27 protein-coding genes are annotated in these 24,131 nt (G+C 39.5%); 2 read left to right on the forward strand and 25 right to left on the reverse strand.

The features are described from left to right. Both AC52RT_RS04690 and AC52RT_RS04695 read left to right on the forward strand, forming a co-directional pair. Positions 1-232: hypothetical protein (locus AC52RT_RS04690; RefSeq protein ID WP_495539681.1), on the forward strand; the 232-nt coding region annotated here is incomplete at its 5' end. Between the two features lie 18 nt (positions 233-250). Further along, positions 251-397, forward strand: coding sequence for a hypothetical protein (locus AC52RT_RS04695; protein ID WP_495539682.1), 147 nt, complete (start codon positions 251-253; stop codon positions 395-397). 278 nt (positions 398-675) lie between these two features. Here the strand turns inward: AC52RT_RS04695 and AC52RT_RS04700 are convergent, their stop codons facing one another. The 25 genes from AC52RT_RS04700 to AC52RT_RS04820 all read right to left on the reverse strand — a co-directional run bounded on the left by AC52RT_RS04700 (position 676) and on the right by AC52RT_RS04820 (position 24,054). Then, complete coding sequence (locus AC52RT_RS04700) at positions 676-1,134, reverse strand: S1 domain-containing RNA-binding protein (protein WP_495539683.1); 459 nt, start codon at positions 1,132-1,134, stop codon at positions 676-678. Between the two features lie 71 nt (positions 1,135-1,205). Further along, entirely contained in the window at positions 1,206-1,598 is a 393-nt protein-coding gene (locus tag AC52RT_RS04705) for an FtsB family cell division protein (protein WP_495539684.1), read from the reverse strand. 15 nt (positions 1,599-1,613) lie between these two features. After that, entirely contained in the window at positions 1,614-2,237 is a 624-nt protein-coding gene (gene yabQ, locus AC52RT_RS04710) for a spore cortex biosynthesis protein YabQ (protein WP_495539685.1), read from the reverse strand. Then, positions 2,234-2,542, reverse strand: coding sequence for a sporulation protein YabP (yabP, locus tag AC52RT_RS04715; RefSeq protein ID WP_340850482.1), 309 nt, complete (start codon positions 2,540-2,542; stop codon positions 2,234-2,236). Before yabP ends, yabQ begins: the two co-directional genes overlap by 4 nt. 72 nt (positions 2,543-2,614) lie before the next feature. Further along, a complete protein-coding gene (locus AC52RT_RS04720; protein WP_040375011.1) occupies positions 2,615-2,878 on the reverse strand; it encodes an RNA-binding S4 domain-containing protein in 264 nt (87 codons plus the stop codon). A 22-nt stretch (positions 2,879-2,900) separates the two neighbouring features. Next, positions 2,901-4,376, reverse strand: coding sequence for a bifunctional methyltransferase/pyrophosphohydrolase YabN (gene yabN / locus AC52RT_RS04725; protein WP_495539686.1), 1,476 nt, complete (start codon positions 4,374-4,376; stop codon positions 2,901-2,903). Positions 4,377-4,379: 3 nt separating this feature from the next. Then, positions 4,380-6,002 carry a putative polysaccharide biosynthesis protein gene (locus AC52RT_RS04730; protein ID WP_495539687.1) on the reverse strand — a complete coding sequence of 541 codons (1,623 nt, stop codon included), beginning with the start codon at positions 6,000-6,002 and terminating at the stop codon, positions 4,380-4,382. Between the two features lie 652 nt (positions 6,003-6,654). Then, positions 6,655-7,191, reverse strand: a complete 537-nt coding sequence (gene spoVT / locus AC52RT_RS04735; RefSeq protein ID WP_040374981.1) for a stage V sporulation protein T — start codon at positions 7,189-7,191, stop codon at positions 6,655-6,657. Between the two features lie 166 nt (positions 7,192-7,357). Beyond that, positions 7,358-10,888 (reverse strand): transcription-repair coupling factor, encoded by a 3,531-nt coding sequence (mfd, locus tag AC52RT_RS04740; protein WP_495539688.1) that lies wholly within the window; start codon positions 10,886-10,888, stop codon positions 7,358-7,360. Positions 10,889-10,994: 106 nt separating this feature from the next. Continuing rightward, positions 10,995-11,225: an anti-sigma-F factor Fin gene (gene fin, locus AC52RT_RS04745; protein WP_495539689.1), complete on the reverse strand. Its 231-nt coding sequence runs from the start codon at positions 11,223-11,225 to the stop codon at positions 10,995-10,997. A gap of 99 nt (positions 11,226-11,324) precedes the next feature. Then, positions 11,325-11,888 carry an aminoacyl-tRNA hydrolase gene (pth, locus tag AC52RT_RS04750; RefSeq protein ID WP_495539690.1) on the reverse strand — a complete coding sequence of 188 codons (564 nt, stop codon included), beginning with the start codon at positions 11,886-11,888 and terminating at the stop codon, positions 11,325-11,327. Between the two features lie 121 nt (positions 11,889-12,009). After that, complete coding sequence (locus AC52RT_RS04755) at positions 12,010-12,618, reverse strand: 50S ribosomal protein L25/general stress protein Ctc (protein WP_495539691.1); 609 nt, start codon at positions 12,616-12,618, stop codon at positions 12,010-12,012. Positions 12,619-12,757: 139 nt separating this feature from the next. Continuing rightward, the gene (locus AC52RT_RS04760; protein WP_340850490.1) at positions 12,758-13,711 is read right to left on the reverse strand and encodes a ribose-phosphate diphosphokinase; all 954 of its coding nucleotides are present in this window, start codon (positions 13,709-13,711) and stop codon (positions 12,758-12,760) included. Between the two features lie 18 nt (positions 13,712-13,729). Next, entirely contained in the window at positions 13,730-15,103 is a 1,374-nt protein-coding gene (gene glmU / locus AC52RT_RS04765) for a bifunctional UDP-N-acetylglucosamine diphosphorylase/glucosamine-1-phosphate N-acetyltransferase GlmU (RefSeq protein WP_495539692.1), read from the reverse strand. Positions 15,104-15,442: 339 nt separating this feature from the next. Then, the gene (spoVG, locus tag AC52RT_RS04770; RefSeq protein ID WP_495539693.1) at positions 15,443-15,733 is read right to left on the reverse strand and encodes a septation regulator SpoVG; all 291 of its coding nucleotides are present in this window, start codon (positions 15,731-15,733) and stop codon (positions 15,443-15,445) included. Between the two features lie 257 nt (positions 15,734-15,990). After that, the gene (locus AC52RT_RS04775) at positions 15,991-16,365 is read right to left on the reverse strand and encodes a RidA family protein (RefSeq protein WP_495539694.1); all 375 of its coding nucleotides are present in this window, start codon (positions 16,363-16,365) and stop codon (positions 15,991-15,993) included. Positions 16,366-16,377: 12 nt separating this feature from the next. Then, positions 16,378-17,208 (reverse strand): pur operon repressor, encoded by an 831-nt coding sequence (gene purR / locus AC52RT_RS04780; RefSeq protein WP_495539695.1) that lies wholly within the window; start codon positions 17,206-17,208, stop codon positions 16,378-16,380. Positions 17,209-17,266: 58 nt separating this feature from the next. Continuing rightward, positions 17,267-18,136, reverse strand: coding sequence for a 4-(cytidine 5'-diphospho)-2-C-methyl-D-erythritol kinase (gene ispE, locus AC52RT_RS04785; RefSeq protein ID WP_495539696.1), 870 nt, complete (start codon positions 18,134-18,136; stop codon positions 17,267-17,269). Positions 18,137-18,400: 264 nt separating this feature from the next. Continuing rightward, positions 18,401-18,577, reverse strand: coding sequence for a protein sspF (locus AC52RT_RS04790; RefSeq protein ID WP_340850495.1), 177 nt, complete (start codon positions 18,575-18,577; stop codon positions 18,401-18,403). Positions 18,578-18,766: 189 nt separating this feature from the next. Beyond that, entirely contained in the window at positions 18,767-19,018 is a 252-nt protein-coding gene (gene veg, locus AC52RT_RS04795) for a biofilm formation stimulator Veg (RefSeq protein ID WP_040374992.1), read from the reverse strand. A gap of 235 nt (positions 19,019-19,253) precedes the next feature. Further along, the gene (gene yabG, locus AC52RT_RS04800) at positions 19,254-20,126 is read right to left on the reverse strand and encodes a sporulation peptidase YabG (RefSeq protein ID WP_495539697.1); all 873 of its coding nucleotides are present in this window, start codon (positions 20,124-20,126) and stop codon (positions 19,254-19,256) included. Between the two features lie 148 nt (positions 20,127-20,274). After that, on the reverse strand, positions 20,275-21,153 hold the full coding sequence (gene rsmA, locus AC52RT_RS04805; protein WP_495539698.1) for a 16S rRNA (adenine(1518)-N(6)/adenine(1519)-N(6))-dimethyltransferase RsmA: 879 nt from the start codon (positions 21,151-21,153) through the stop codon (positions 20,275-20,277). Further along, positions 21,146-21,721 carry a ribonuclease M5 gene (gene rnmV / locus AC52RT_RS04810; RefSeq protein ID WP_495539699.1) on the reverse strand — a complete coding sequence of 192 codons (576 nt, stop codon included), beginning with the start codon at positions 21,719-21,721 and terminating at the stop codon, positions 21,146-21,148. Before rnmV ends, rsmA begins: the two co-directional genes overlap by 8 nt. A gap of 150 nt (positions 21,722-21,871) precedes the next feature. Next, positions 21,872-23,050: a ubiquitin-like domain-containing protein gene (locus tag AC52RT_RS04815; RefSeq protein WP_495539700.1), complete on the reverse strand. Its 1,179-nt coding sequence runs from the start codon at positions 23,048-23,050 to the stop codon at positions 21,872-21,874. A 236-nt stretch (positions 23,051-23,286) separates the two neighbouring features. After that, a complete protein-coding gene (locus AC52RT_RS04820; RefSeq protein ID WP_495539701.1) occupies positions 23,287-24,054 on the reverse strand; it encodes a TatD family hydrolase in 768 nt (255 codons plus the stop codon). Between the last annotated feature and the right edge of the window lie 77 nt (positions 24,055-24,131).

Raw genomic sequence — 24,131 nt, forward strand, 5'->3', positions numbered from 1 at the left:
AGACAATACGAAAAGCGAAAGCAGCCGTTTAGCTCATGAAGGAAATAGGGAGAGGACCAAATGGCGTTCTTTGCCTTTTGAGGACTCTCATCTTTTCCACAGTGAGCTGGCCGCTGCAGCTAGACAACACGAAAAGCGAAAGCGTCTTAGTCAGATCCCAAAGCAGATAGGGTTTGAACCTAAAGGCGCGTTTTGCCTTTTAGGGGCAATCATCTTTTGCACAGGGATCTAGACGCTGCAGCTAGACAACATGAAAAGCGGAAGCAGCCGTTTAGCTCACGAAGGAAATAGGGAGAGGACCAAAAGGCGTGGTTTGCCTTTTGAGGACTCTCGTCTTTTCCACAGTGAGCTGGCTGCTGCAGCTAGACAACATGAAAAGCGAAAGCGTCTTGGTTAGATTCCAAGACGCTTTTTTTGTTTCCTTTCAAAAAGAAGATCTTCTCACCAATGGAGGAGACCTTCTTTTTATTTTGTTTCAGGTATATTGGGTTATATTAACTATTTTGTTGTAAAAATGGCTCATAAATGTGATTTATCTCGTCTTAGAGGGCTATAATCCCGTCTATAGCTAATAAAGTACCCCTTGGGGTATATTTTTCCCAAAATAAAAAGCAAGCACATTTACTGGGCCTGCTTTACATATACGAGAGGTTTTTAGCCATTTTCAGCAGCAATTTAGCCGCGTCTTCCCCCTCTGCCTCCGCGCTTTGTTTCAGTGCTTCGTTTGAGAGAAGTTAAGCGGTCTTCACTATCCTTCAGAAATCGAGTCATTTTCTCCTCGAAGTTTTCCTTTGGCTGGGAAAGCGTTTTTGAGCGGAAACCTTTAGAGCGGGTGTCATTTCCTCTCCCTTGTCCCTGTCGTGGTCTTGGGGTATAAGAAGAAGTCTTCCCTTCTGGTTTGTCTACTGCTTTCTTGATTGATAGCCCAATCTTTCCGTCCTTCTCAATATTGAGTACCTTAACCTCGACTTGGTCACCAATCTTAAGATGATCGTTTATATCTTTCACATAACTATCAGCTACCTCACTGATATGAACAAGACCAGTTGAGCCCCCAGGAAGCTCTACAAACGCACCAAATTTAGTTATTCCCGTTACTTTTCCTTGTACTTTGCTGCCTACTTCGATTGACATAAAAAAATTTTTCCTCCCTTAAAATGGTAACTATTACTTCTTTATCATATACAGAAAGGAAAAAATTAGTGTCAATCCTTGTTATTATCTTGATCCTTTTTTGGAAGATTAAAGATCACTTCACCCTTGTCTGACAAGAAATAGTCACGTCTTGCTAATTTTGCTATATACTCATCATCATTTAACTTTACAATTTCTTCTTGAAGGAGTGTTTCCTGCTTCTTTAACTTTGACAGCTTTTCATCAAGTTCCTGCTTTTGTTCTGTTTTTTGCTCGATTGCACCCGCTTGAGTGACAAGAGTAGGAATACCCAGAATTAAAATAATGGCAGCACAGACCGCATAAAGACTAAGGCGTCGAACTAGTCCACGCTTCTTTTTTTCTACATTTTGTACTTTCTTTTCTTGTTGATAGACATATGGATTATCCATTTTAGCCACTTTCTTTTTCCGTAGGCTGCTCATAAATCTCAACTCCCCTTATTTCCGAATCCTCTTCACGATACTATTAAGTACATTCTTTAATTTCGTAAAAAGTCCTGTAATTTCATTATAAATCTTTCCGACGAATAATTTAAGTTTTTTCGGCAATTTATTCCAAAATATTTCAAATAACCAAAAAACCGGCTTTAAAAAGACAAGTAAAATGGATAAAATCACCTTGAAAATCCATTTCAAAATGGAAAACACCAGTTTTACTATACCTACTAGTAGTAAGATCAAACTGGTTATTATCCATTTTATAGGTAAAAAAATTAAGGTTTGTACTACTTTATTGATTAGTTGAACCGTTTTAATAAATGAATCAATACTTAGCTCGAGCATTTTCTTGTAAATCGTTTTAAAAAGGGCTTGATAAGCTGCAAACCCACATAATAAGGCTAAGAAAAGATACAGGCGGAGCTCGCCTTCATTCACAAGAAATAATACATAAAAAATAATCATTCCTTGAAGCAGCCAAAATAAAAAGTCATTAATAAAGATTAACCAGGCTTTACTGCTGGACCGTTTAAGAAAACGGGTATACGTATCAAGGGCAGCACCAAAATAGCTGCCCATGCCAATCATGGCGAGAAGAGTATAGAACTGTGTGGTAAGTGTCATTTGAACAACTTGCCAAAGAAACCTTTAGCTTTCTCCCCTGTATGCTCATCCAGATAAACCAAGTCATCAATTTTCCCTTTAATTGAGACAATCCCTTTATCCACATCAAGGTTTTTCATTTGTAGGTTATGACCTCTTATAGACAAGAAGCCCATTGAAGTTTCTAGTAGAAATTCTTCATTATCAAAGCTTTCTACCTGTTTGACTCCAGTAATATCGAGAAGACGTCGTCCACGCATGATAACATCGTGTTCTTGTACGGTACCTTTTGACGTATGTTGGATTGGTTCTTGAAATTGGCTCATTTTTCATCCCTCACAATAACACATTTTGTACAAGTTTATGTGCGGGATGCACGTTTTAGAACTAGCTGCAGATCATTCTCCGCCGAGCTTTTCTTCCTTTAATACGGTAAACATATCAGCTGCATCTTCTTTTCTCGTCATTTCTTGAATTTTATCGATTCTAACAGTTACTCTTTTCTGTCCAAAAAGAATCGCAAGTTCATCATTTTCTTTTACCGTAGAACTGGCCTTAGCCTGTATTCCATTTATAGAGATTCGTCCTTTATCTGCTACTTCCTTTGCAAGTGTTCTCCGCTTAATCAAACGTGATACCTTTAAAAATTTATCAAGTCGCATCGGCATTTTTCATTTCTCCTTTTTATAGACCTTTTATTTTTGCTTCATTCCAAAACCCATCTAATTCCTCCAAGTTATAGTCAGAGAATTCTTTATTACTTTCTCTTACGCGGTCTTCTATGTAGGTAAACCGGCGGTAAAATTTTTGATTAGCTGCGTAAACTGCCTCATCTGCTTGAATATTATAGAAGCGTAATACATTCACAATCGCAAATAGTAGATCGCCTAATTCATCCTTCATTCGACCCTTATCTACTTCGTCAGTCATTTCCTGCTCAACTTCTACTATTTCTTCTTTTACCTTTTTCCAAGCTTCAGAAACCTCATCCCAATCAAAGCCTACTTTTGCCGCACGTTTTTGGTATTCAAAGGCACGAATTAAATTAGGCACCGATTTTCCCACATCATCAAGCAATGAACTTTCTTTTGCAGTATCACTATTTTCTTTTTCAAGTTGTTTAATTTTTTGCCAATTAACGAGTACTTCTTCTTCCGTGTCTGCTTGAACATCGCCAAAAACATGAGGGTGACGTCGAACCATCTTAGAAGAAATAGACTCTAACACATCATCAATCGTGAACATTCCCTCATCTTCGCCAATCTGAGCATGAAGCATGACTTGTAACAAGACATCCCCCAGTTCACCAATCATACCTTCATCGTCTTCCTCATCTATCGCATCAATTAATTCATAAGCTTCCTCTATTAAATAAGTCTTTAGACTTTGGTGCGTCTGTTTCTTATCCCATGGGCAGCCATCTGGTCCACGTAGTTGAGCAATGATAGTCCGTAATGTGTTAAATTCACGATATTGTTGTGCAGTTTCTTTTACCGGTGGTACATAGACGCTTGTGAGATTGCTAAGCTCCATTTGACGGTCTAATTCGAATAAAGGAAGTTTGACGATTGATTCCGCTTCACTGCCTGCAGCGGTGACGATATAGACTTCATGATCATAAGGTAACTTTTCCATTAAGGTCAATTTCACATCGGATGCAACAAATGCATCGTACACTTGACCAATAATCATATGCTGAGTAATATGCAGCTCATCTCTCCTTAGAGCTGTTCCATCGAGCAGCTGGAACCCATCTATTGGATCAATTTGCACAGCAAGGAATAACGGATCTAAAAAGCTTTGACCGCCTTCTACTTTAACAGCAATCCCTTTTTCTTTCCCTTTTTCAAGAAGCAGCTGAACAGTCTTCTCGGCTACCATTGGATGACCGGGTACAGCGTATAAAACGTTCTCCTTTTCTGCCAATTGTATTAAAGTGTCTGAAATTTCTTCATAAACTTGTTCAAATTGATCATGCTCTTCATAGACAGAATCAAAGCTACTCCACGTCATCCCTTCTGCTGATAATTCAGCTATTACTGGATGATCTAGTGTACGGACATAACAAAAACCTGCTGATGTAAGTTTTTTATAAATACCAAGGGGAAGCTGATTTAAATCACCTGCACCAAGGCCAATAATCGTAATTTCAGATGTCATTTTCTACTTAGCTCCTTCTTTTCTATCTCTAATCAACACAGCGAGCTTATTTCCAGCAGGTACCAAAGAGAGTTCCTCTTTAGTGTATAATCCCGACCGCAGAATAAATGCGCCATAAATAACAACACCAATCATCACGCCTGTCAACGTATGAATGGTGGAGAGCATCCTCCCCACCCCAAAGGTCAAATATAGGAAAGCAAATAGTTTATTATATATGTACAGAATACCTGACATAAGAGCCGCACCCAAATAAATGATTCTTGCATCGCGTAACAAAACAATCGGCTGCTTCATTAGCTTCCGCAGTACCAGATAAAAAAGCATCGACATAATGAAAAAGGAACCAATTGTTGCCCATGCAGCACCAACAATCTGCCAATGGGGAATAAGTGCCTGATTGAGAATTAATTTAAAGACTAACCCAACCATCACAATCAGAATGGATACCCTAGCCCAACCTATACTTTGCAGAATGGCTGCTTTAGTAATGATTAACGACGTAAATACAATAGACAAGGCTAATATTGCTAGTGTTCCCGAACCGTTGCTGTCCGTAAACAGCATTCTGTTAACAGGATTAATTAAACAAATTAATCCCATGGCTGCAGGAATTCCGATACTTGCACTTATTCGTAAGGCAAGCTTGGTTTTCGTATGCAGCTCCGTCAGTTCTCCTTTTGAAAAGTAGCTTGAAATGAGAGGAACCATTGAAAGAGATAAAGCATTAGCCAATACTGTTCCTAATTGAATTAAGGGCTGGCCTCGATCATATACTCCTTTTAGTTCCTTCGCCATCATACTCGTAATCCCAGATTCGCGAAGCAAAGCATATAAGTTTAGTGAATCAATTAACTGAATAAGAACGAGAATTAAACTAGATAGACAAAAAGCTAGACCTTGAGCAAATAAGGCTTTTGTTATCAACCAAAAATCAGTTGCCTTTACCATCAATCTGCCAGGACTGTTCCACTCTTTACGAACCATTACAAAGCCTAAAAGCAAGACTAGACTAGCGAAGCCCCCCGTAATTGATCCACTCACTGCACCTGCACCTGCTGTATATAGAGAATACCCTTGATTGACTAAGAAAAAGGACATAATTAAGATAGTGGCAACACGAACTACTTGTTCAACTACCTGTGAAACAGCCGTTGGAATCATATCCTGCTTTCCCTGATAAAAACCGCGGATGAGAGCACTAGCAGGCATTAATAAAAATGAAAAAGCTACTAAACGCAGCAGAGGGGCGAGGTTAATATCACCCATTATCGCCGCTACCCGCTCCGCACCAGTATATAAAGCACTAAAAAGGACTAATCCTAGCACACTCAACAAAATCCCTGCTGTAAACAGAATATCTTTAACCGATATATTTGAGTTCCCTTGGTTTCGTTCGGCAATTAATTTCGAAATAACCATAGGAAATCCAATCGTTGCTAAGGTAAAAGCGATCCCATAAAACGGATACACCTGCTGATAAATATAAAACCCGATATCCCCAACAATATTTTGATAAGGAATACGATACACCGCACTCAGCAGCTTCACAAGGATCCCTGCCACACTTAAGACCAACGCACCCTTCACAAGCATCTTCGACGACTCCAAAGGCCCCACAGCCATACACGACCCCTTCCAAACATATGTAAAAATATTATAACATAACAAGAAAAGCGCAGGCAGCCCGTTCAGCTGACGAAGGAAATAGGGAGAGGACCAAAAGGCGCTCCTTGCCTTTTGAGGGCGCTCATCTTTTCCACAGTCAGTTGGGCTGCCGGAGCTAGACAACATGAAAAGCGCAAGTGCCCTGTTCAGCCCCTGAAGCAAATAGGGAGGGACCCGAAAGGCGGTTTGTGCCTTTTGAGGGCGCTCATCTTTTGCACAAGGGGCTAGGGCGCTGGAGCTAGACAACAAGAAAAGCGGAAGCGCACTTAAAGAGGAAGGCCGGCTAAGAACGCCACGTCCTGTGGCAACGCCGTCCTGACCCACATCCTGTGGGCCTCTGACAGGCATAAGAATAGCCTCGACGCAGGGTGGTTTTCCCTGCATAGAGGCTGGGCTTATGACCCGAAGAGCTAGGCGCTGGAGCTAGACAACAAGAAAAGCGCAGGCAGCCCGTTCAGCCCCTGAAGCAAATAGGGAGAGGACCAAAAGGCGCTCCTTGTCTTTTGAGGACTTTCCTCTTTAAAGTGGAATCTCCTTACCTGAATAGCCATCGTGCTTTGAGCTTGTACCAAAAAAAGACAGCCCATCGGCTGTCTTTTAAAGAATGATTTTATGAATCCATTTGGCGTGCTAAGAAGCTTGCTGCTGTTTCTACTGCTTTTTGTTCTACTTCTCCTAAGGTCGATTCCTTGGAGAAGATAACGACAGCTCCGATTGGATCACCGTTGGCGACGATTGGCGCAATTGTATAGGATTGTACCTCTTCGTCTACCGAATCAACAAGTGAGATGGTGCCTTTTGTCTTTTCAATAACGGAGTGGCGGTCCTCCATAAGCTTTTCAAGAAGGTCTCCTACACTTTTGTTCATAAAGTCTTTTTTTGAGCCGCCTGCTACGGCGATATATGTGTCCCGATCGCAAATAAGTACCGGGTTTCCTAAGCTGTCAAAAATAGCTTCTGCATATTCTCTAGCAAAATCACCTAATTCACTTATTGGTGAGTATTTTTTTAAAATGACTTCTCCATCTCTATCTACGAAGATTTCTAATGGGTCTCCTTCACGAATACGCAATGTTCTGCGGATTTCTTTTGGGATAACGACCCTGCCTAAATCATCAATTCGGCGCACTATTCCAGTTGCTTTCATCTTGTGTTGCCTCACTTTCATCAAATTGATTTTTTCGATAATGATGGGGTTTCTGTAAAAATCATTATCAGTATTATCATTAGTATTTTTCTAATGGTAAGTTCTATACATTTTGAAAAAATAATTCTTTTTCAGACAGTAGAAAAACTCGGTTTACTAATGGCTTTTATTGAGATTGCTTTTCTCTTTTTACATTTTGCAATCCTTTAACCAGTTCAAATAAAATCTGCAGCCATTTTTCATCAGCGATTCCCTTGATGTGTAAAACCAGTTTCATTTTGCTTCCTTCCATCCCTAGACCAACCATTCGCCCAAACTTCGAACCTAATTGGAAAATCTTTTGACCATCTATATGTGCACTTGTTTTTTCTGAGATAAGGATGGAAATCTCCTGCTTAGCTTGTTTAATTCCTTCGATTCCTGCCTTAAGAGCATACACCTTCATTTCTGCAATTAAAAATAAATAGGTGACTTCTTGAGGATAGTCGCCAAATCTGTCTACCATTTCTTCCTGCAGTTCTTCAAGTTCTTCTAAAGTTGTAATGCCTCTAAAGCGTTTGTACATCTCAATCTTCTGGTGCCCATCAGATAAATAAGTATCAGGAATATAGGCATCCACCTCGATATCCATCTCGAGAGCAGGAGTTATCTCTACAGGTTTTTTATTCCGTCTCTCTTCTACTGCTTCCTGCAGCATTTGAGAATACAGATCGAATCCTACTGAATCAATAAAGCCATGCTGCTCAGCACCAAGAATATTTCCGGCACCTCGTATCGACAAATCTCGCATAGCAATTTTAAATCCGGATCCCAACTCTGTAAATTCTTTTATAGATTGCAGCCTTTTTTCAGCTACCTCAGTTAGTACTTTATCCTTTTGATAGGTGAAAAATGCATACGCTACTCGATTGGACCGGCCTACGCGCCCACGCAGCTGATAAAGTTGTGATAGACCCATTTTATCTGCATTATTCACAATCAATGTATTCACATTCGGGATATCTACACCTGTTTCAATGATGGTTGTACTTACCAACACATCATATTCACCTTCAAGAAAACCTAGCATTACTGCTTCTAGCTCTTGCTCGGACATTTGACCATGAGCAAAAATGACACGTGCTTCTGGTACAAGCATGGAAATTTCTTCTGCTTTTCTTGCTATATCCTCTACCCGGTTGTATAAATAGTAAACCTGTCCGCCCCGTGCCAATTCTCTTTCTATCGCTTCTCGAGCTAGTGCTCCGTTGTACTCCATTACATACGTTTGCACAGGGAATCTGTTCTCAGGAGGTGTCTCAATAACAGATAGATCACGTACGCCAAGCATCGACATATGAAGAGTTCTCGGAATTGGGGTGGCCGTTAAAGTCAGTACATCTATGTTTGTTTTCAATTGTTTGATTTTTTCTTTATGTGTAACACCGAAACGCTGTTCTTCATCAATAATGAGGAAACCAAGATCACGGTAAATGATATCTTTGGATAATATCCTGTGCGTCCCCACTACGATATCAACCGTCCCGGCTTTTAATCCTTTTAAAGTTTCTGTCTGCTGTTTCTTGGTTCTGAAACGGCTCAGCAATCCGATGGAAATGGGATAGTCCTGGAAACGTTCACGCAAGGTTTCGTAATGTTGCTGAGCGAGAATCGTTGTTGGCACTAGAAACGCTACTTGCTTGCCATCCATGATAGATTTAAAAGCCGCCCTGATAGCCACTTCTGTTTTACCATATCCCACATCACCACATAGAAGCCGGTCCATTGGCCGTTCACGTTCCATATCCTTTTTAATTTCAACAATCGATCGAAGCTGGTCTTCTGTTTCGTTATAAGGGAAAGATACTTCGAATTCACGCTGCAAGTCCCCATCTGGAGAAAAGGCATACCCTTTGGCTGCTTCCCGTTCTGCATATAGTTTAATTAAATCATCAGCGATATTCTGTACAGATGACTGGACTTTACTCTTAACCCGTTTCCATTCTGTTCCGCCAAGCTTATAAAGCTTAGGTTCTTTTCCTTCTGATGCCACATATTTTTGAATTAAATCAATTTGGTCAACAGGCACATAGAGCTTGTCACTCGCTTGATAGCGAATATGAATATAGTCTTTATGCACGCCATTTATCGATAAGGTTTCAATCCCTAAGTATTTACCAATCCCGTGATTAACATGGACGACAAAGTCGCCTACTTTTAATTCTGAATAACTTTTGATCCGTTCTGCATTCGATAACTTTTGTCGTCTAGCAGATTTCTTAGTTTTTTTGTTAAATAAATCTTGCTCTGTAATAATGGCGAACTTTTGAAGCGGCAGTTCAAAACCATTATTTAAATTCCCTTGGATAATTTGAATCTTTCCAGGGAGAATTTCACTTGTTTCCTTAAGAACAGCAGCTTCGATTTCATAATCCGCGAGTACACTTTGAAGCTTTTTAACTCGTTCTTCATCAGGTCCAAGGACTAGCACCGCATATTTACTTTTTTTCCAGCGATCAACTTCTGTTTTAAAAACATTCATCTGCCCATGGAAACTTTGCATCTGTTTACTAGTAAAGTTAATGATGTTCTGCGGATTCGTATACGGGACATGCCTTAAGAAAAGGGAAAGATAGATAAACGGATGTCCTGAATAACTCGTTAACTCAGGCAAACGGTGTGCCAGTTGTACATCGTGAATGATCTGTCCTTCAGCTAGCAGACCGGTATACCAATCCGCTTCTTCTTTTTCGAGAATATCGTTAACTTCTTGAATGCGGCCAATTTCGTCCATAATCACGATACCATTCTTCGGTAGATAATCTATTAAACTAGCCGGCACTTCGTAGGCTAAGCTTAGATATTTGAAGATTTGGTCAGGCTTGATGCCATTTTTCAATAAATCTAACTCAGAACTAACGTTACTCATTAACAGTTCTTTAACTTTTTCATTCTTCAGTTTCTTTAAACTTTTGCTCAGACCATTTTCTAGCTTTTCTACGACAGACGAGATATGTCCTGAGTCAAGAAGTGCTTCTACTACTGGTCCAATTTCAATAGAGGTGAGCTTAGAAATGGAGCGTTGGTCTTCAATAGAAAAGGTTCGAATGGAATCGATCTCTGTATCAAATAACTCAATTCGAATTGGATTCGCTGAAGTAATCGGATAGATATCAATAATTCCACCTCTAATACTAAATTCTCCAGGTGAAGAGACCATTTCAACCCGAGAATATCCCATAGAGATAAAGGTTCGAATAGCGGTTTCCAGATCCAAATCTTCTCCAAGTTTAAAGGAGAATTGATAGTTCTTCCATACTTCCTTCGGCGGTAGTAATTTCCGTAAACCTGGAATAGGAACAATCACAATTCCTTTGTTTGATTTCGACCAATGATTTAACACTTCCACACGTTGAGACCTTAACTCTGGGCTCGCTACACTCAATTCCGCAGCGATTAATTCATTAGCAGGATAGACGAATAGCTCTTCATCTGAGATAAAATTAGCGAGATCCTCTTGCAGCTTTTGTGCCTGTAATAAATTTGGTGTAACGATCAATATCGACTGACCTGTTTTTTCATATACTGAAGCAATTAACATCGACCGCGAAGAACCAGATAATCCCGATATTAGCTGCTCTTTTAATCCTTCATCAATTCCTGTAATTAATGAGTGGACATCATCGTGTTTGGAAAACAGATTTTGCAAACCATTCACATTGGTCCCTCCTCTCTCTTGTACATCTGTAGGCTTTAGCCCTATGGTTGGATAAATTTAAACAAACGGAAAAATGCTTTGGATTCGGTCCAAAGCTCCCTTCCGCCTAATGGATGATATAATCATTTTGATGCAAATTCGGATTTTTTTGTAGTAGTTCGTAACAATCATCACAAATCGCTGAAACCTGAACATCTCCGGCAGAGTCATATACAATCATGTCCATGCGCTCTTCTTGGGTAAGTTTATTAAAACCCAGCTGTTCTGTATCCAGTACTTGTGCCTCAATTGTACCAAGTTTTGTTCCGCAATGGCTGCAATGATAGTGGAGAGCCATATATTTAACCCCCTATTGTCGCTTTAATAGTAGTATAAACCGAAAGAGGGGCTAAATATTCACAGCAATTTGTTTATCTTTTGTTCTTATTTTTATTTCTTAAGATTGATTATATTCATTCATGACCTGTACATATGACTGCTCAAGCCATGACTCACAAGCTAAGGCACTTTTCTCTATAGCTGCTTCTAAACTAACCCATTCTTCAGCAGAGAAGCGGTTTAACACATAATCAACTACAGGAATACGCCCCTCCGGCCGGCCAATCCCAATTCGGATCCGATTAAAATCCTGCGTTCCTAAGTGTGCAATCGTCGACTTAATTCCATTATGCCCGCCTGCACTTCCTTTTTGACGCAAACGAATCTTCCCAGCCGGCAGATCCAGGTCATCGTATATCACCACTAAATCACTAATTTCCACTTTATAAAATTGTAATACAGCGCTGATTGACTCTCCCGACAAATTCATGTAAGTAAGAGGTTTTAGCAGCAATACTTTTTCGCCTTTTACAGTTCCGATTCCGTAAATCCCTTTATGTTTGGCTTGATCTAGACGAATCGACCATTTATCCGCTAAATAATCAATTACCTCAAAACCCGCATTATGCCTGGTTTTTTCATACTGCTTTCCCGGATTACCCAGGCCAATGAAAATTTTCATACGTCACACTCCGTCAATCTGAAAAGTAAATTCGATACGTCCTCATTATTCTCTACAACAATAGACGTAACCAGGACGGTTACGTCTATTATAGCATGTTTTTTTTTAGTTACTTAGCCGTTTACGCTTCAGGAGAAGCTTCGCTTGCGTTCTCGCCCTCGTTTTCTGTTTCATCAACTTCTACTTCTTGACGAGGAGCAAGAACGGAAGCTAACACCTCTTCTTCATCATTTGCGATTTGGTAGTTACCTTTAATATCAGCAATTGTCAGTGTATCACCGATTTCTAAACCAGTAACATCCACTTCAATTGATTCTGGAAGTTCTTTTGGTTTAGCTGTCACATTTAGTTCATGAATAGATTGCTGCAAGACGCCGCCTTCTTTCACGCCTTTAGCGTCACCCACAAGTACAACACGGACCTGCGCTTCAATTTCTGTACCCATATCAACAATTAAAAAATCAGCATGAAAAACTTGATTTTTTATCGCATCTTTTTGATAATCTGATAACATTACATCATAGCTAGTACCCTCAACGTCTAGAGAAATGATACCGTTACGTCCTACTTCTTTTATAGTTTTAGAAAGATCTTTGCTATTTATAGTAATTGCTTTGCTATCATTTTTATTCCCGTAGACTACAGCAGGAATATTTCCGTCGTTCCTTAGTTCCGTTAAGTTCGATCCTTTAAATTCAGTCCGTTCTCTTGCAGTTAATACGTTACTCATATATTCTCCGCCTCTCTAAATTAAACATCTTTAGTAGTATATTATCTCTTTTACAATGCCCTTTTTGAATATTTTCTAAACATCAGAGTCTTTAAAAAAACAAAAAAACGGCGAATTATAGATTCCGCCGTTTTTTGTATTAATCAAATAATGTACTTACAGATTGCTCTTCGTGAACACGAACGATTGCTTCTCCGATTAGAGAGGCAACAGATAATTCAACGATTTTTGCTGTACGTTTTTCATCTGGTAAAGCGATGGTATTCGTAACAACGAGCTCTTTTATTTTGGAATTTTCAATCCGCTCAATAGCAGGACCAGAAAGAACTGGGTGTGTACAACATGCGTACACTTCTTTTGCTCCATTTTCTACAAGAGCATTAGCCGCTAGCGTAATTGTTCCAGCAGTATCGATAATATCATCAATTAAGATAGCAGTCTTTCCTTCAATATTACCAACGATGTTCATCACTTCTACAACATTCGGACGCGGACGGCGTTTATCTATAATCGCTATTGGAGCTTTAAGACGATCAGCCAGTTTACGCGCGCGTGTAACTCCTCCATGATCCGGAGATACAATAACAAGATCACTTAAGTTCTTAGCTTCAAAATAATCAGCTAAAATAGGAACTCCCATTAAATGATCAATTAAGATATCAAAGAAACCTTGAATTTGTGGTGCATGTAGATCCAATGTTATGACACGATCAGCACCTGCTGTTTCCAGTAAATTTGCAACCAGCTTGGCTGTAATTGGTTCACGAGCACGAGCCTTGCGATCTTGACGAGCATATCCATAGTAAGGCATAACGATATTAATCGTTTTTGCAGATGCACGTTTCAAGGCATCAATCATAATCAACAATTCCATCAAATGTTCATTAACAGGCTGGCTGGTCGATTGAATGACGTATACGTCACATCCCCGAATGCTTTCTTCGATGTTAATTTGCACTTCACCGTCACTGAATTGTGATACTGAACATTTACCAAGCTCTACTCCAATTGCTTCAGCGATTTCCTGTGCTAATTTAAAATTTGAATTCAAAGAAAAAACTTTCAGGTTTGGATCTAAATACTGGTTTGACATGATGAACCTCCGTTGGGGTTAATTGTTGAATTTCAGTTTGTTAACGTAATCTTCTTTATTCGTTTGGCGGGCGCGTGCAATAGCCATTGCTTTTCCTGGTACATCTTTTGTAATCGTAGAACCAGCAGCAATATATGCTCCTTCTCCAATAGCCACTGGAGCTACTAGATTAGAGTTGCAGCCTACAAATACTCCGTCGCCTATTTTAGTCAGATATTTGTTCTTACCATCATAATTAACCGTAATGGAACCACAGCCTATATTAACATCTTCTCCAACTTCTGCATCTCCAATATAGCTCAAGTGAGACGCTTTACTGGCTTTGCCGAATAAAGCTTTTTTGATTTCAACAAAATTGCCAATCTTAACCTCGTCTTTTATATCTGACTGAGGGCGAATGTGAGCAAACGGTCCAATATTGACATCAGAACCAATTGAACTGTCATGTGCCACAGATTGCTTCACTACTGAACGGTTGCCTAGTCGGATGTTTTTCAGTTCCGTATTAGGTCCGATTACACAATCAGTGCCAATCTGAGTTTGTCCTTGAATCACTGTTCCAGGGTATAGGATGGTATCCTGCCCGATTATGACATCTGCATCCACATAAGTAGACGCGGGATCAATAATCGTTACCCCGTTGCTCATCAAGGTTTCATTTATCCGTTTACGCATAATTTTTTCTGCCTCTGATAAAGCAATGCGGTCATTGACACCCATTGTTTCATTAAAGTCATTCGTTTGATAAGCTGTCACGACTTCTCCTTGAGCTTTCAATATCTCAATAACATCGGGCAAATAGTACTCGCCTTGTACATTCTCATTGGATACCTTTTTCAAAGCGTTGAATAGCGCCTCGTTATCGAAACAGTACGTTCCCGTATTAATCTCTTTGACTGTCAGTTCAGATTCATTTGCATCTTTATGTTCAACAATCTTCTGAACCTGCCCTGATTCATTGCGGATTACTCTTCCATATCCAGCAGGATTGTCCGCAGCTGCAGTTAGAATCGTTGCTTTTGCATTAGCTTCTTCATGGATGCTGATCAATGCTTCCATTGTTTCAGCCTTAATTAAAGGCGTGTCGCCGCAAATAACAAGCGTTGTTCCAGATTTCCCTGCTAAAATTTGTTCAGCCTGCATAACAGCGTGGGCTGTTCCTAATTGCTTATCTTGAAGGGCGTATTGAGAACTTGCCCCAAGTTGGTCTTGTACCAATTCAGCACCATGGCCAATAACGGTTACAATTTCTTCTGTACGAAGCTGCTTAACTTGGTCGACAACATGTTGTACCATTGGTTTCCCGCATACAGGGTGCAATACCTTGTAAAGCTTGGATTTCATTCTAGTACCTTGTCCTGCTGCCAATATAATTGCATAACGATTACTCATTACAGGCCTCCATTTAAGCTATTTATCCATTAAAAATATTATCGTATATATCACTAGTTTTCAAGGTAGGATGTAAAATACATATTTTTGTCAATTGTTTACATACAAAAGAAACTTGCTCAAACGTGCTGCAAGTATGTATATCTTCATTCCCTTTATCCTTATTATATACTGTTATGAGGGTTTTTTTATATTTTTTCTACTTCTAGTTAAAAAAATTTGGGTTTTTCGAATGTTTTACGGTATATAAAATAGGGTATAAGTATGGAGGAATTTTCTCACATTAAAAAGAGCCTTACTTGTGAAGTAGGCTCTTGATGCTAAACATTCCTTACATTATTAAGATGCACCCGCTTCTTCTAATTCAACTTCCAACTCTCCTAAACGATGGTACTCTGCTAGTACTGCTTCTTGGATTTTTCCTCGTGTTGAGGAATTGATAGGATGGGCGATGTCTCTAAATTCACCATCAGGTGTTCTTTTACTTGGCATAGCTACGAATAAACCATTATTGCCATCAATTACACGAATATCATGAACAACAAATTCATTATCCAATGTTATCGAAGCAATCGCTCTCATTCTGCCATCTGTATTAACACGGCGCAATCTAACGTCTGTCACTTCCATTCTATTCACCACCTTCACAAATTGTTAGAAACTTAAAGTACATATTCCACAAATTAATGTGAAATCCTTCTAAGAATTGTAAATTTTTTTGAAAAAAGATAGTTTTTCGTATTTATTGTAAGCGCTGTTACATTTATTATTCCCGTAAATGTTGATAGAACAGTCTTCCTACGACTTTTTGCCCACTATCAGCTTTTTTCAAAAAAATTGGTCAGGTGATCATTTTTTATTTTTTTATATAAAAAAAACGCTCGCATTTATTTAACGAGCGCAATTACTTCTATTTCAATTAATGCATCTTTTGGGAGCCTTGAAACCTCAACACAAGAACGAGCAGGCTTATGTTCCGCAAAATAAGTTCCGTAAACCTCATTTATCTGCGCAAAATCGTCCATACTTTTTATAAATACCGTTGCTTTAATAACCTGATCAAGTGATGAACCTGCTTCTTTCAGTACAGCCTTCAAATTTGTAAAGACCTGGTGTGTTTGCTGCTTCACATCACCGTCTGCCATCTGACCTGCTGCTGTTAAAGGAATTTGTCCAGAGCTATAAAAAAGATTATTTACAATGACTCCTTGCGAGTAGGGGCCAATTGCCGCCGGCGCCTCATTCGTGTGTATCGATTTCATAGTACATCCTCCTTATTGAAATGCTTCTTTTGTAAAATAGTTTCCTCTAGTGACATGAATGGTTTTATCCTTTTCATCCACTTCGGATAACTTAATTAAAGATATATACTCATCAACAAGACGCTCTTCAACGCGGTCTGATTCTACAAGGACTGCTATACCTGCCACCGTTGCTTTAAACTCTTCGAGCAAGCTGACCATCCCATTGACGGTTCCGCCAGCCTTCATGAAGTCATCAATAATTAAAACATTCGATGTTTCTGCTAAACTTCGTTTGGACAGTACCATTGTCTGAATTCGTTTTGAAGATCCCGAAACATAGTTAATACTGACGGTTGAACCTTCTGTCACCTTGTTATCGCGTCTAACGATAACCACGGGAACATTTAAATAGTTTGCTACTGAATAAGCTAAAGGAATCCCTTTTGTTGCCATCGTCATGATCACATCAACTTTTTTCTTCGCATAAGCTGCAGCGATGATTCGGCCAATTTTATTTACGGTTTCCGGATTTCCTAATAAATCCGTTAAATATAAATAACCGCCTGGTAAGAGCCGATTTGGACTGGTCATAACTCCACACAAATCATCAATAAAAGCCACTGCTTCTTCTGGCTTTATCGAAACCATGTACCTTACCCCGCCCGCTGCACCAGGTACAGTATTTAACGAACCAATTCCCCTTACTTCGAAGGTCTCCTTGATGATGGCAAGATCCTCACTAATTGATGATTTTGCCGAACTATATCTTTCTGCAAAAAAGGTTAAAGGCACGAGACGACCAGGATGCTCCAGCAAGTAATTAGTCATATCGATCAGCCTTTCGCTCCGGCGAAACTTCATCCTTCTACCTCCTGTCTTAAATCCGAATATTTTACTGTACTATACCACTTATTCGTTTTTATTCAATGTTATTACGGTCACCAAGCATTCTAACCGCATATACTTGATCACAAAATCCTCTTAACCCATTATAAATCCGCTGCATTCTTGACTCATGTTCGACCAGCCCAAATACAGTGGGGCCACTGCCGCTCATTAATACAGCATCTGCACCAAAGGTTCTCATCTGCTCTTTAATATTAGCTACCTCTGGGTATAGGGGAAGCGTAACATCTTCAAGAACATTTCCAAGGCCGCTGCATACATTTGCATAATTACCCTCTTCTAATGCCCCTATCATACCTTTGACATTAGGATGGGTCATTTGTGATAGCTGTAATCTCTTATATACGTCTGCAGTAGATACACCGAGTGTTGGCTTCGCTAAAATCACCCAACATTTAGGCGGAACAGGTAAGTGTGTAATAATCTCGCCTCTTCCTTGTGCAAGGGCTGTACCTCCATAGACACAAAACGACACATCCGACCCGATTTCAGCTCCTAATACTGCAAGTTCATCAAGAGATAAATTCAGCTTCCATAGTCGATTTAATCCTCTCAATGTAGCAGCGGCATCACTGCTTCCTCCAGCAAGTCCTGCTGCAACAGGTACATTCTTCTCTATACCGATCGATACGCCTTGATTTATACTAAATCGTTCTTTTAATAAATTAGCCGCTTGATAAGCTAGATTTCGTTGATCATCTGGAACAAATCGATTATGTGAAAGAATCTCAATCTGATTACCACGGATTTCTTTCAGCTCAATTCTATCCGCAAGGTCGACCGTCGTCATAACCATTTCCACCTCATGGTATCCATCAGGCCGCTTAAAAAGGACATCCAGCGCCAAATTTATCTTAGCTGGGGCTTTCTCCATAAGCTTCAATATTTCCACCTACTTTACGTTCTTGAAAGTTCTTGTCTTATTTTATCATATTTGCACTTATTCTAAAGGTTTTTTCATTGTATATTCAAACCCTAAGGGGTTTAACGTAATAATTGACTCTAAAATCCTGTAATAGGTAAAAACATAGAAAAGCCGGAATCCTTTAGTCCATCGGCTGACAAGCCAATGTGCGTAAAAGGAATCCGGCCATTTATGCGTGTACAGCATGGTTTAATTGTATGGTTACTAGATCGTCATGGACTATTATCTTTTGTCGCTCATCTGCCTTTGTGCTTTTTCAACAGCAAGCTTAACCATATTCCCTGCGTCAACAGCCCGTATACCTCCCCAGCCTTCTCTTTGGACGACATCATAAAAGCCTAATTCCTTCGCAAGCTCCTCTTTAAACCCTTCTGTCATGATGCCTTTTCTTCTGCCCAAATTGACCAACCCCTTCCCCATACTGTACATAGATAGTATTTGTATGACTCAACTAATCATGAACGGATAAATCCACCTATTGAGGAAAAATAGACAGTCTAACATAATTTTATCCAAAATCAGAAAATATTATAATGGCCAATTAAAAAAGCAGCAAACCGTAATTGGTTAGCTGCTTTACTCTAAAGCTTAAATCTCCTGCTGCTTATTCAAGAATGTAAGTTGTACGGTTTCCGTTAATACATCTGCATAGCTGTATGATACTCTTTCAAACGCATTTTCATCCTGGTCCAGTTCAATAACGAAGACTGCAGGATAGGTTTCCGATAACGTTCCGAAACGTTCGACGGTTTTTCTTCTTCCGCCGTTGGCTTTCAAGAGCAACCGTTTTCCCAAGTTTGAATCTAGTGCATGCTTAATATCAGCTAAAGTTTTTGGCATTTTCGGTTCACCTCACTAATTTTAGTATAACACACATTCTTTTAAAACGCAAACAAAATGATAAATTATATCAGCAAATAAAATTGTTTGTCAATGGTTTTTTTGCGCAAAGTTCTCAAATTTTCTACAAAATTAGTATCGGCTTAATCGTTTTTAAATATGTATCCATTTTTCCGCAGGCTGCTTACGGAATTTTCATTGTACTTGAAACGCTGCATACATAAAAAATGCAGCGTCATACATCCGGGACTTGATTATAAGGCATTCCTGTACGCAGCAAACCTTTCGTCTCAATCCCGCCTAACCCTTTTTCGCCGCTCAATGTATTACGCAGCACATCCCATACACGGATATGTTCTGAATAGGGTGTGAAACTTAATTTTGCAACGATGTAAACCGGATCTAGAGCATGAATGTTAACTCTTGATGGAGAACTAGCAAAATTTGCTCCTGCTTGAATTATGGATTCAAAATGTGACTGACACGCGCCAGCAAAAATGACAAGTTGGTCTAGATGAGGAACCTTCTTTCGAGCTTCTCGTACAGCTTGAACAAAATGGATTGAATGACGATAAGCATTTATATCAAAAACGGAACCCTTTGCCTTCGAGTAAGAATCGTGCCCAGTGATAACCAAAACATCTGGACGATATTTATCAAGTAATTCTCCAATCATTAATGGCATTTCTTTTTCATTACAATAAACACCATGAACAGGAATTCCAATTTTTTCATACATATCCATACATTTTTGCAGATAGACAGCATCTCCGTCCACATGAAGGACACGACCAGGGATTTGAAAATAGTCTCCGGTATAGCGGTATCCATCGCTGGCTTCATATTCACTTTTCTGTTTCTGTAATTCTTGATCCTGAGAGAGTAACAACAAAGATTGTTCTTGCAGAACCTCATCGTTTCTATGGCGATATTCACGCTCTTTCTCATCTAAGGCTAGTAAATCATCAAATGGGGCGTCCGCTATTAGTCTCATATCTTCTCCAAACAAAATTGCTTCCGTTTTTCCATCCTGCTCACGGATATCAATAATGCGAAAGATAATGTCACAGTGATAAGACTTGCGGCCAACGATGTCATGGATATTCATATTAACTGCCCCGCCTCCTAGCGTCTTTTACATGTTAAGGTATGCGTCACTCCGCTTAATGGTGATATTCCTTTTTATTTGTCTTCAACGTATTAAAAAAACAGGCATTAATTCTGGAAAACCCAGAACAGCCTGTTTTTTAATTTATCTATTTAAAATTAGGTAGTAACGCATCACTCAAAAGTCCAAATTCAGCAATTGTCAATGTTTCTCCTCGACGAGAAGGATCGACACCTGCTTGTTCCAGCGCCTGTAAGATCTGCTCTTTTTTTGATTTTCCCTCAGGAAGCTGACTTGTTAAGTTATTAAGAATCGTCTTTCTTCTCTGTGCAAAGCATGATCTGGTCACAGTAAAGAAAAATTCTTCATCCTTTACTTCCACAGCTGGTTTAGCCCGTTTAGTCAATCTAATAACTGCCGAATCCACATTTGGCTGCGGCATAAAGACCGTTTTCGGAACAATCATAACCATTTCAGCTTCTGTATAGTACTGAATTGCAATGGAAAGCGAACCGTATTCTTTCGTACCTGGACGTGCTGAAATGCGTGCTGCAACTTCTTTTTGAAGCATACAAACGATACCCCGTATACGCAGATTTTCGTTTAATAATTTTAGAATAATGGGGGTAGTCACATAATACGGCAGGTTCGCTACAACCATTAAATCATCGATCCCATTAAAATGTTCCTCAATGGCCTGCTCAACGTTAGCCTTTAAGATATCCTCATAGATGATGGCCACATTGTCATAAGGTGAAAGTGTATCAGCTAAGATAGGCATTAATCGTTGATCAATTTCAAATGCAGCTACCTTTTTACTAACTTTTGCAAGCTGTTCCGTCAGTGCACCGATTCCGGGTCCAATTTCTATTGCTCCACTTTCTTCTGTCAAATCAGCATGCTCGACAATTCGCTTTAAAATGTTCGTATCAATTAAAAAGTTTTGACCAAGGCTTTTCTTAAAGGAAAATCCATATTTTTTTAATATTTCTTTTGTCCGAAGCGGGGTTGCGATATCTTTATGCATCTTTTTCCTCCTGGTTAACCTGCGTGACTGCCTCTGCAAATTTTTCTTGTGTGATCTGGAACATTTTTAACCGCTTATGCAATTGTTTACCATTGGTAAACCCAATTTTCAGTATCTGGCCAATCTGTTCTCTTTTTTCTCGGGCACCTTTGCCGCCAATAAGACCTGCATCAACAAGGTCCTGTAGAGAAATCTCTTCTACAGCTTGTTCGTTTGTGATTTGAGCGCCTTCCAAGGCCTTCCTAATGACCGCAGGACTTGCATGCTCTACTCCAACACCTCGGCCGGATTTTGGCTGACCTTCTTTTTTTGTAATAAACGCATGCTTGCATCCTGGAACCCGTTCAGTGATGATGCCTCTAATTTTCTGACCAGGGAAATCAGGATCAGTAAGCACAATCACACCACGTGTATCCTGGGCGTGCTGTATTTGCTGCAATACAGATTCATTAATAGCTGACCCATTTGTTTCAATAGTATCCGCGATAACTGCTCTATTGATAGCTACTGTGTCGTCTTTACCTTCAACGACTATGATTTCTTTAATTTTATCCATAGTACCCTCCAAATGAATGAACCTAATCCATTCATACGATCGTCATTATTAGTAAAAGGCGCCTTTTGAATCGGCGGCCGCTTATAGTATTACTATGTCCATTGTGGTACGTACCATTATAACGCAAAAAAGCAGGAGATAGGCAATCTCCCACTTCTAAATTTAATTTACTACTCTAATCTTAACTTTTTTGACACCCCATCGATAGGCGTCAGATTTAGAAGCAAAGAAAACATCAATTTTATTCCCTTTAATAGCTCCGCCTTTATCACCAGCAATCGCATAGCCATATCCTTCAACATAAACCTTAGAACCAAGCGGAATGACTCTTGGATCAACTGCAATGACCTTGGCTCCCGGATTTTGTTTAAGATTAATACCTGTTGCCGTCCTACCCGAACAACCGTTACAGCTTGCTGTATAAGCCGTCGATGACACATATAGAACTTTCCCTTCATTCGACTCATGCGATACTTGTGTAATCGCTCTTTTTGTTCCTACAGCGACCACTTTATCCTTCTTTTTGGTCCGGACAGCCTCTGAAATAAGTGAACGTTTGACTTCTTTACCATTTTCTTTAATTACTTCATACTGCCTAGAAACGAGACCATCTCTGCCTTTTGTCAAGATTTTCTTTTTTCCCTTAGCCATGTTCTCATCTTCTTTTGTAATTACAGCAAACTGAACTGGTTCTTCAACTACATCGGTGACTTTTTCAACGCGAATGACGGTAATTTTGTTCTTTGAATGAACTCTTTCCGATAATTTCGGCTCAACTCGATCCCATTTATTGAGCTTTACATCTTGTTGTTTTAAAAAGTCAGCGACCGTAGTCGAAGTCGACCACACTTGCTTTTCAATACCGCCTACTTCCAATTTTAATGGAAAGGCTTTTTCGATAGCAATCTTCATGTTTTCCTGCAGCTCTGTTTCCAAAGATGGATTCACTTTATCCCACTTCGTAATATCAATCTTCTGCATGTGTAATAGTTCTTCAACTGTTTTAGCCGTAGTCATGATTTCCTTTTTTTCATCGTTCAAGTCGATACTGACAGGCTTTGCTTTTTCCCAAGTAACAGCCAGATTATTATTGACTTCACTTTCTTTGGAAGGATGCAGGTAGTCCTCAGCTTGAACAGTAATCTCTAATTCTTTTAACATATCATGTACAGTACGAGCATGTGTTGAAACCGTTTGAGTCTGACCGTTCAATGTTAATAAAACCGTATGTTTTGTTCCTTGATAAATTAGTATTCCTAGTGCAGCAGCAACAGTAATCGTCAAACTAATCGCAACAACTCTTCTTTTTCTCCAAAAAGACTTGGGAATTAGGTTTTTCATAGTTTCTAAAATAATGAAAACTCCTCCTTCTCTCGGTGATTATATAAAGACAAATACCGAGATGTCAACCTATTCACACCTAGTTTGGAAAGTAATTCCTATTATGCACACTCTCCTAACTATTGAAAAGAAAGACTTATCGACAGCATTATACTACCAAAAGAGAAGGTTTTGTAGAACGGACGGGGATACCGTCCGCCCGGACAACCTTAGTGTTTAACTGACAAGAAATGTTGTCAGTTAATGCCGAATAGTTTCCTTGCATTTTGGGTAGTCGCAGCAGCAACTTCTTCAAACGTCAACCCTTTCAATTCAGCAATTTGTTCGGCTACTAATTTTACATACGCAGGTTCATTACGTTTTCCGCGATAAGGGTGCGGGGCAAGATATGGACAATCCGTTTCAATCAATAGTTTATCAAGGGGAACCTCTACCGCGACCTCTTTCGGTTTTTTTGCATTTTTAAAGGTGACTGGTCCTCCTAAAGAAATATAGAAGTTCATATCTAGGCATTCTTTCGCTACTTCTGGACTGCCGCTATAACAGTGCATAATGCCCCCGACAACTTCGGCATGTTCCTCTTTTAGAATCTCTACAATATCAGCGGTTGCCTCTCTATTATGAATGACAATCGGCAGATTCACCTTTTTCGCTAGACGAATTTGTTTTCTAAAGACCTCTTTCTGAATATCCCTAGGTGATTTATCCCAGTGATAATCTAACCCCATCTCTCCTATTGCAACGACCTTCGGATGAGACGATAGCTCTTCAATCCAAGCTAAATCCTCATCAAGCATGTCTATTGCATCGACGGGATGCCAGCCGATTGAGGCATAAATAAAATCATATTTCTCTATTAATTCCATTGCCCTCGTAATCGTGGCGCGATCAAAACCAACCACAACCATGCTTGAAACTCCAGCTTCCTGAGCTCGTTTAATAACCTCTTCAATATCCTCTTTAAATTGATCATCGTTTAAATGCACATGTGTATCAAATAACATCTATTTCTTCCTTCCTCATTTAAGTCTATTAAAAGGCCGCTGCCTTCATGTTTCACATTTATATATCAATTTGATGA

This window comes from Peribacillus sp. (assembly GCF_059453735.1).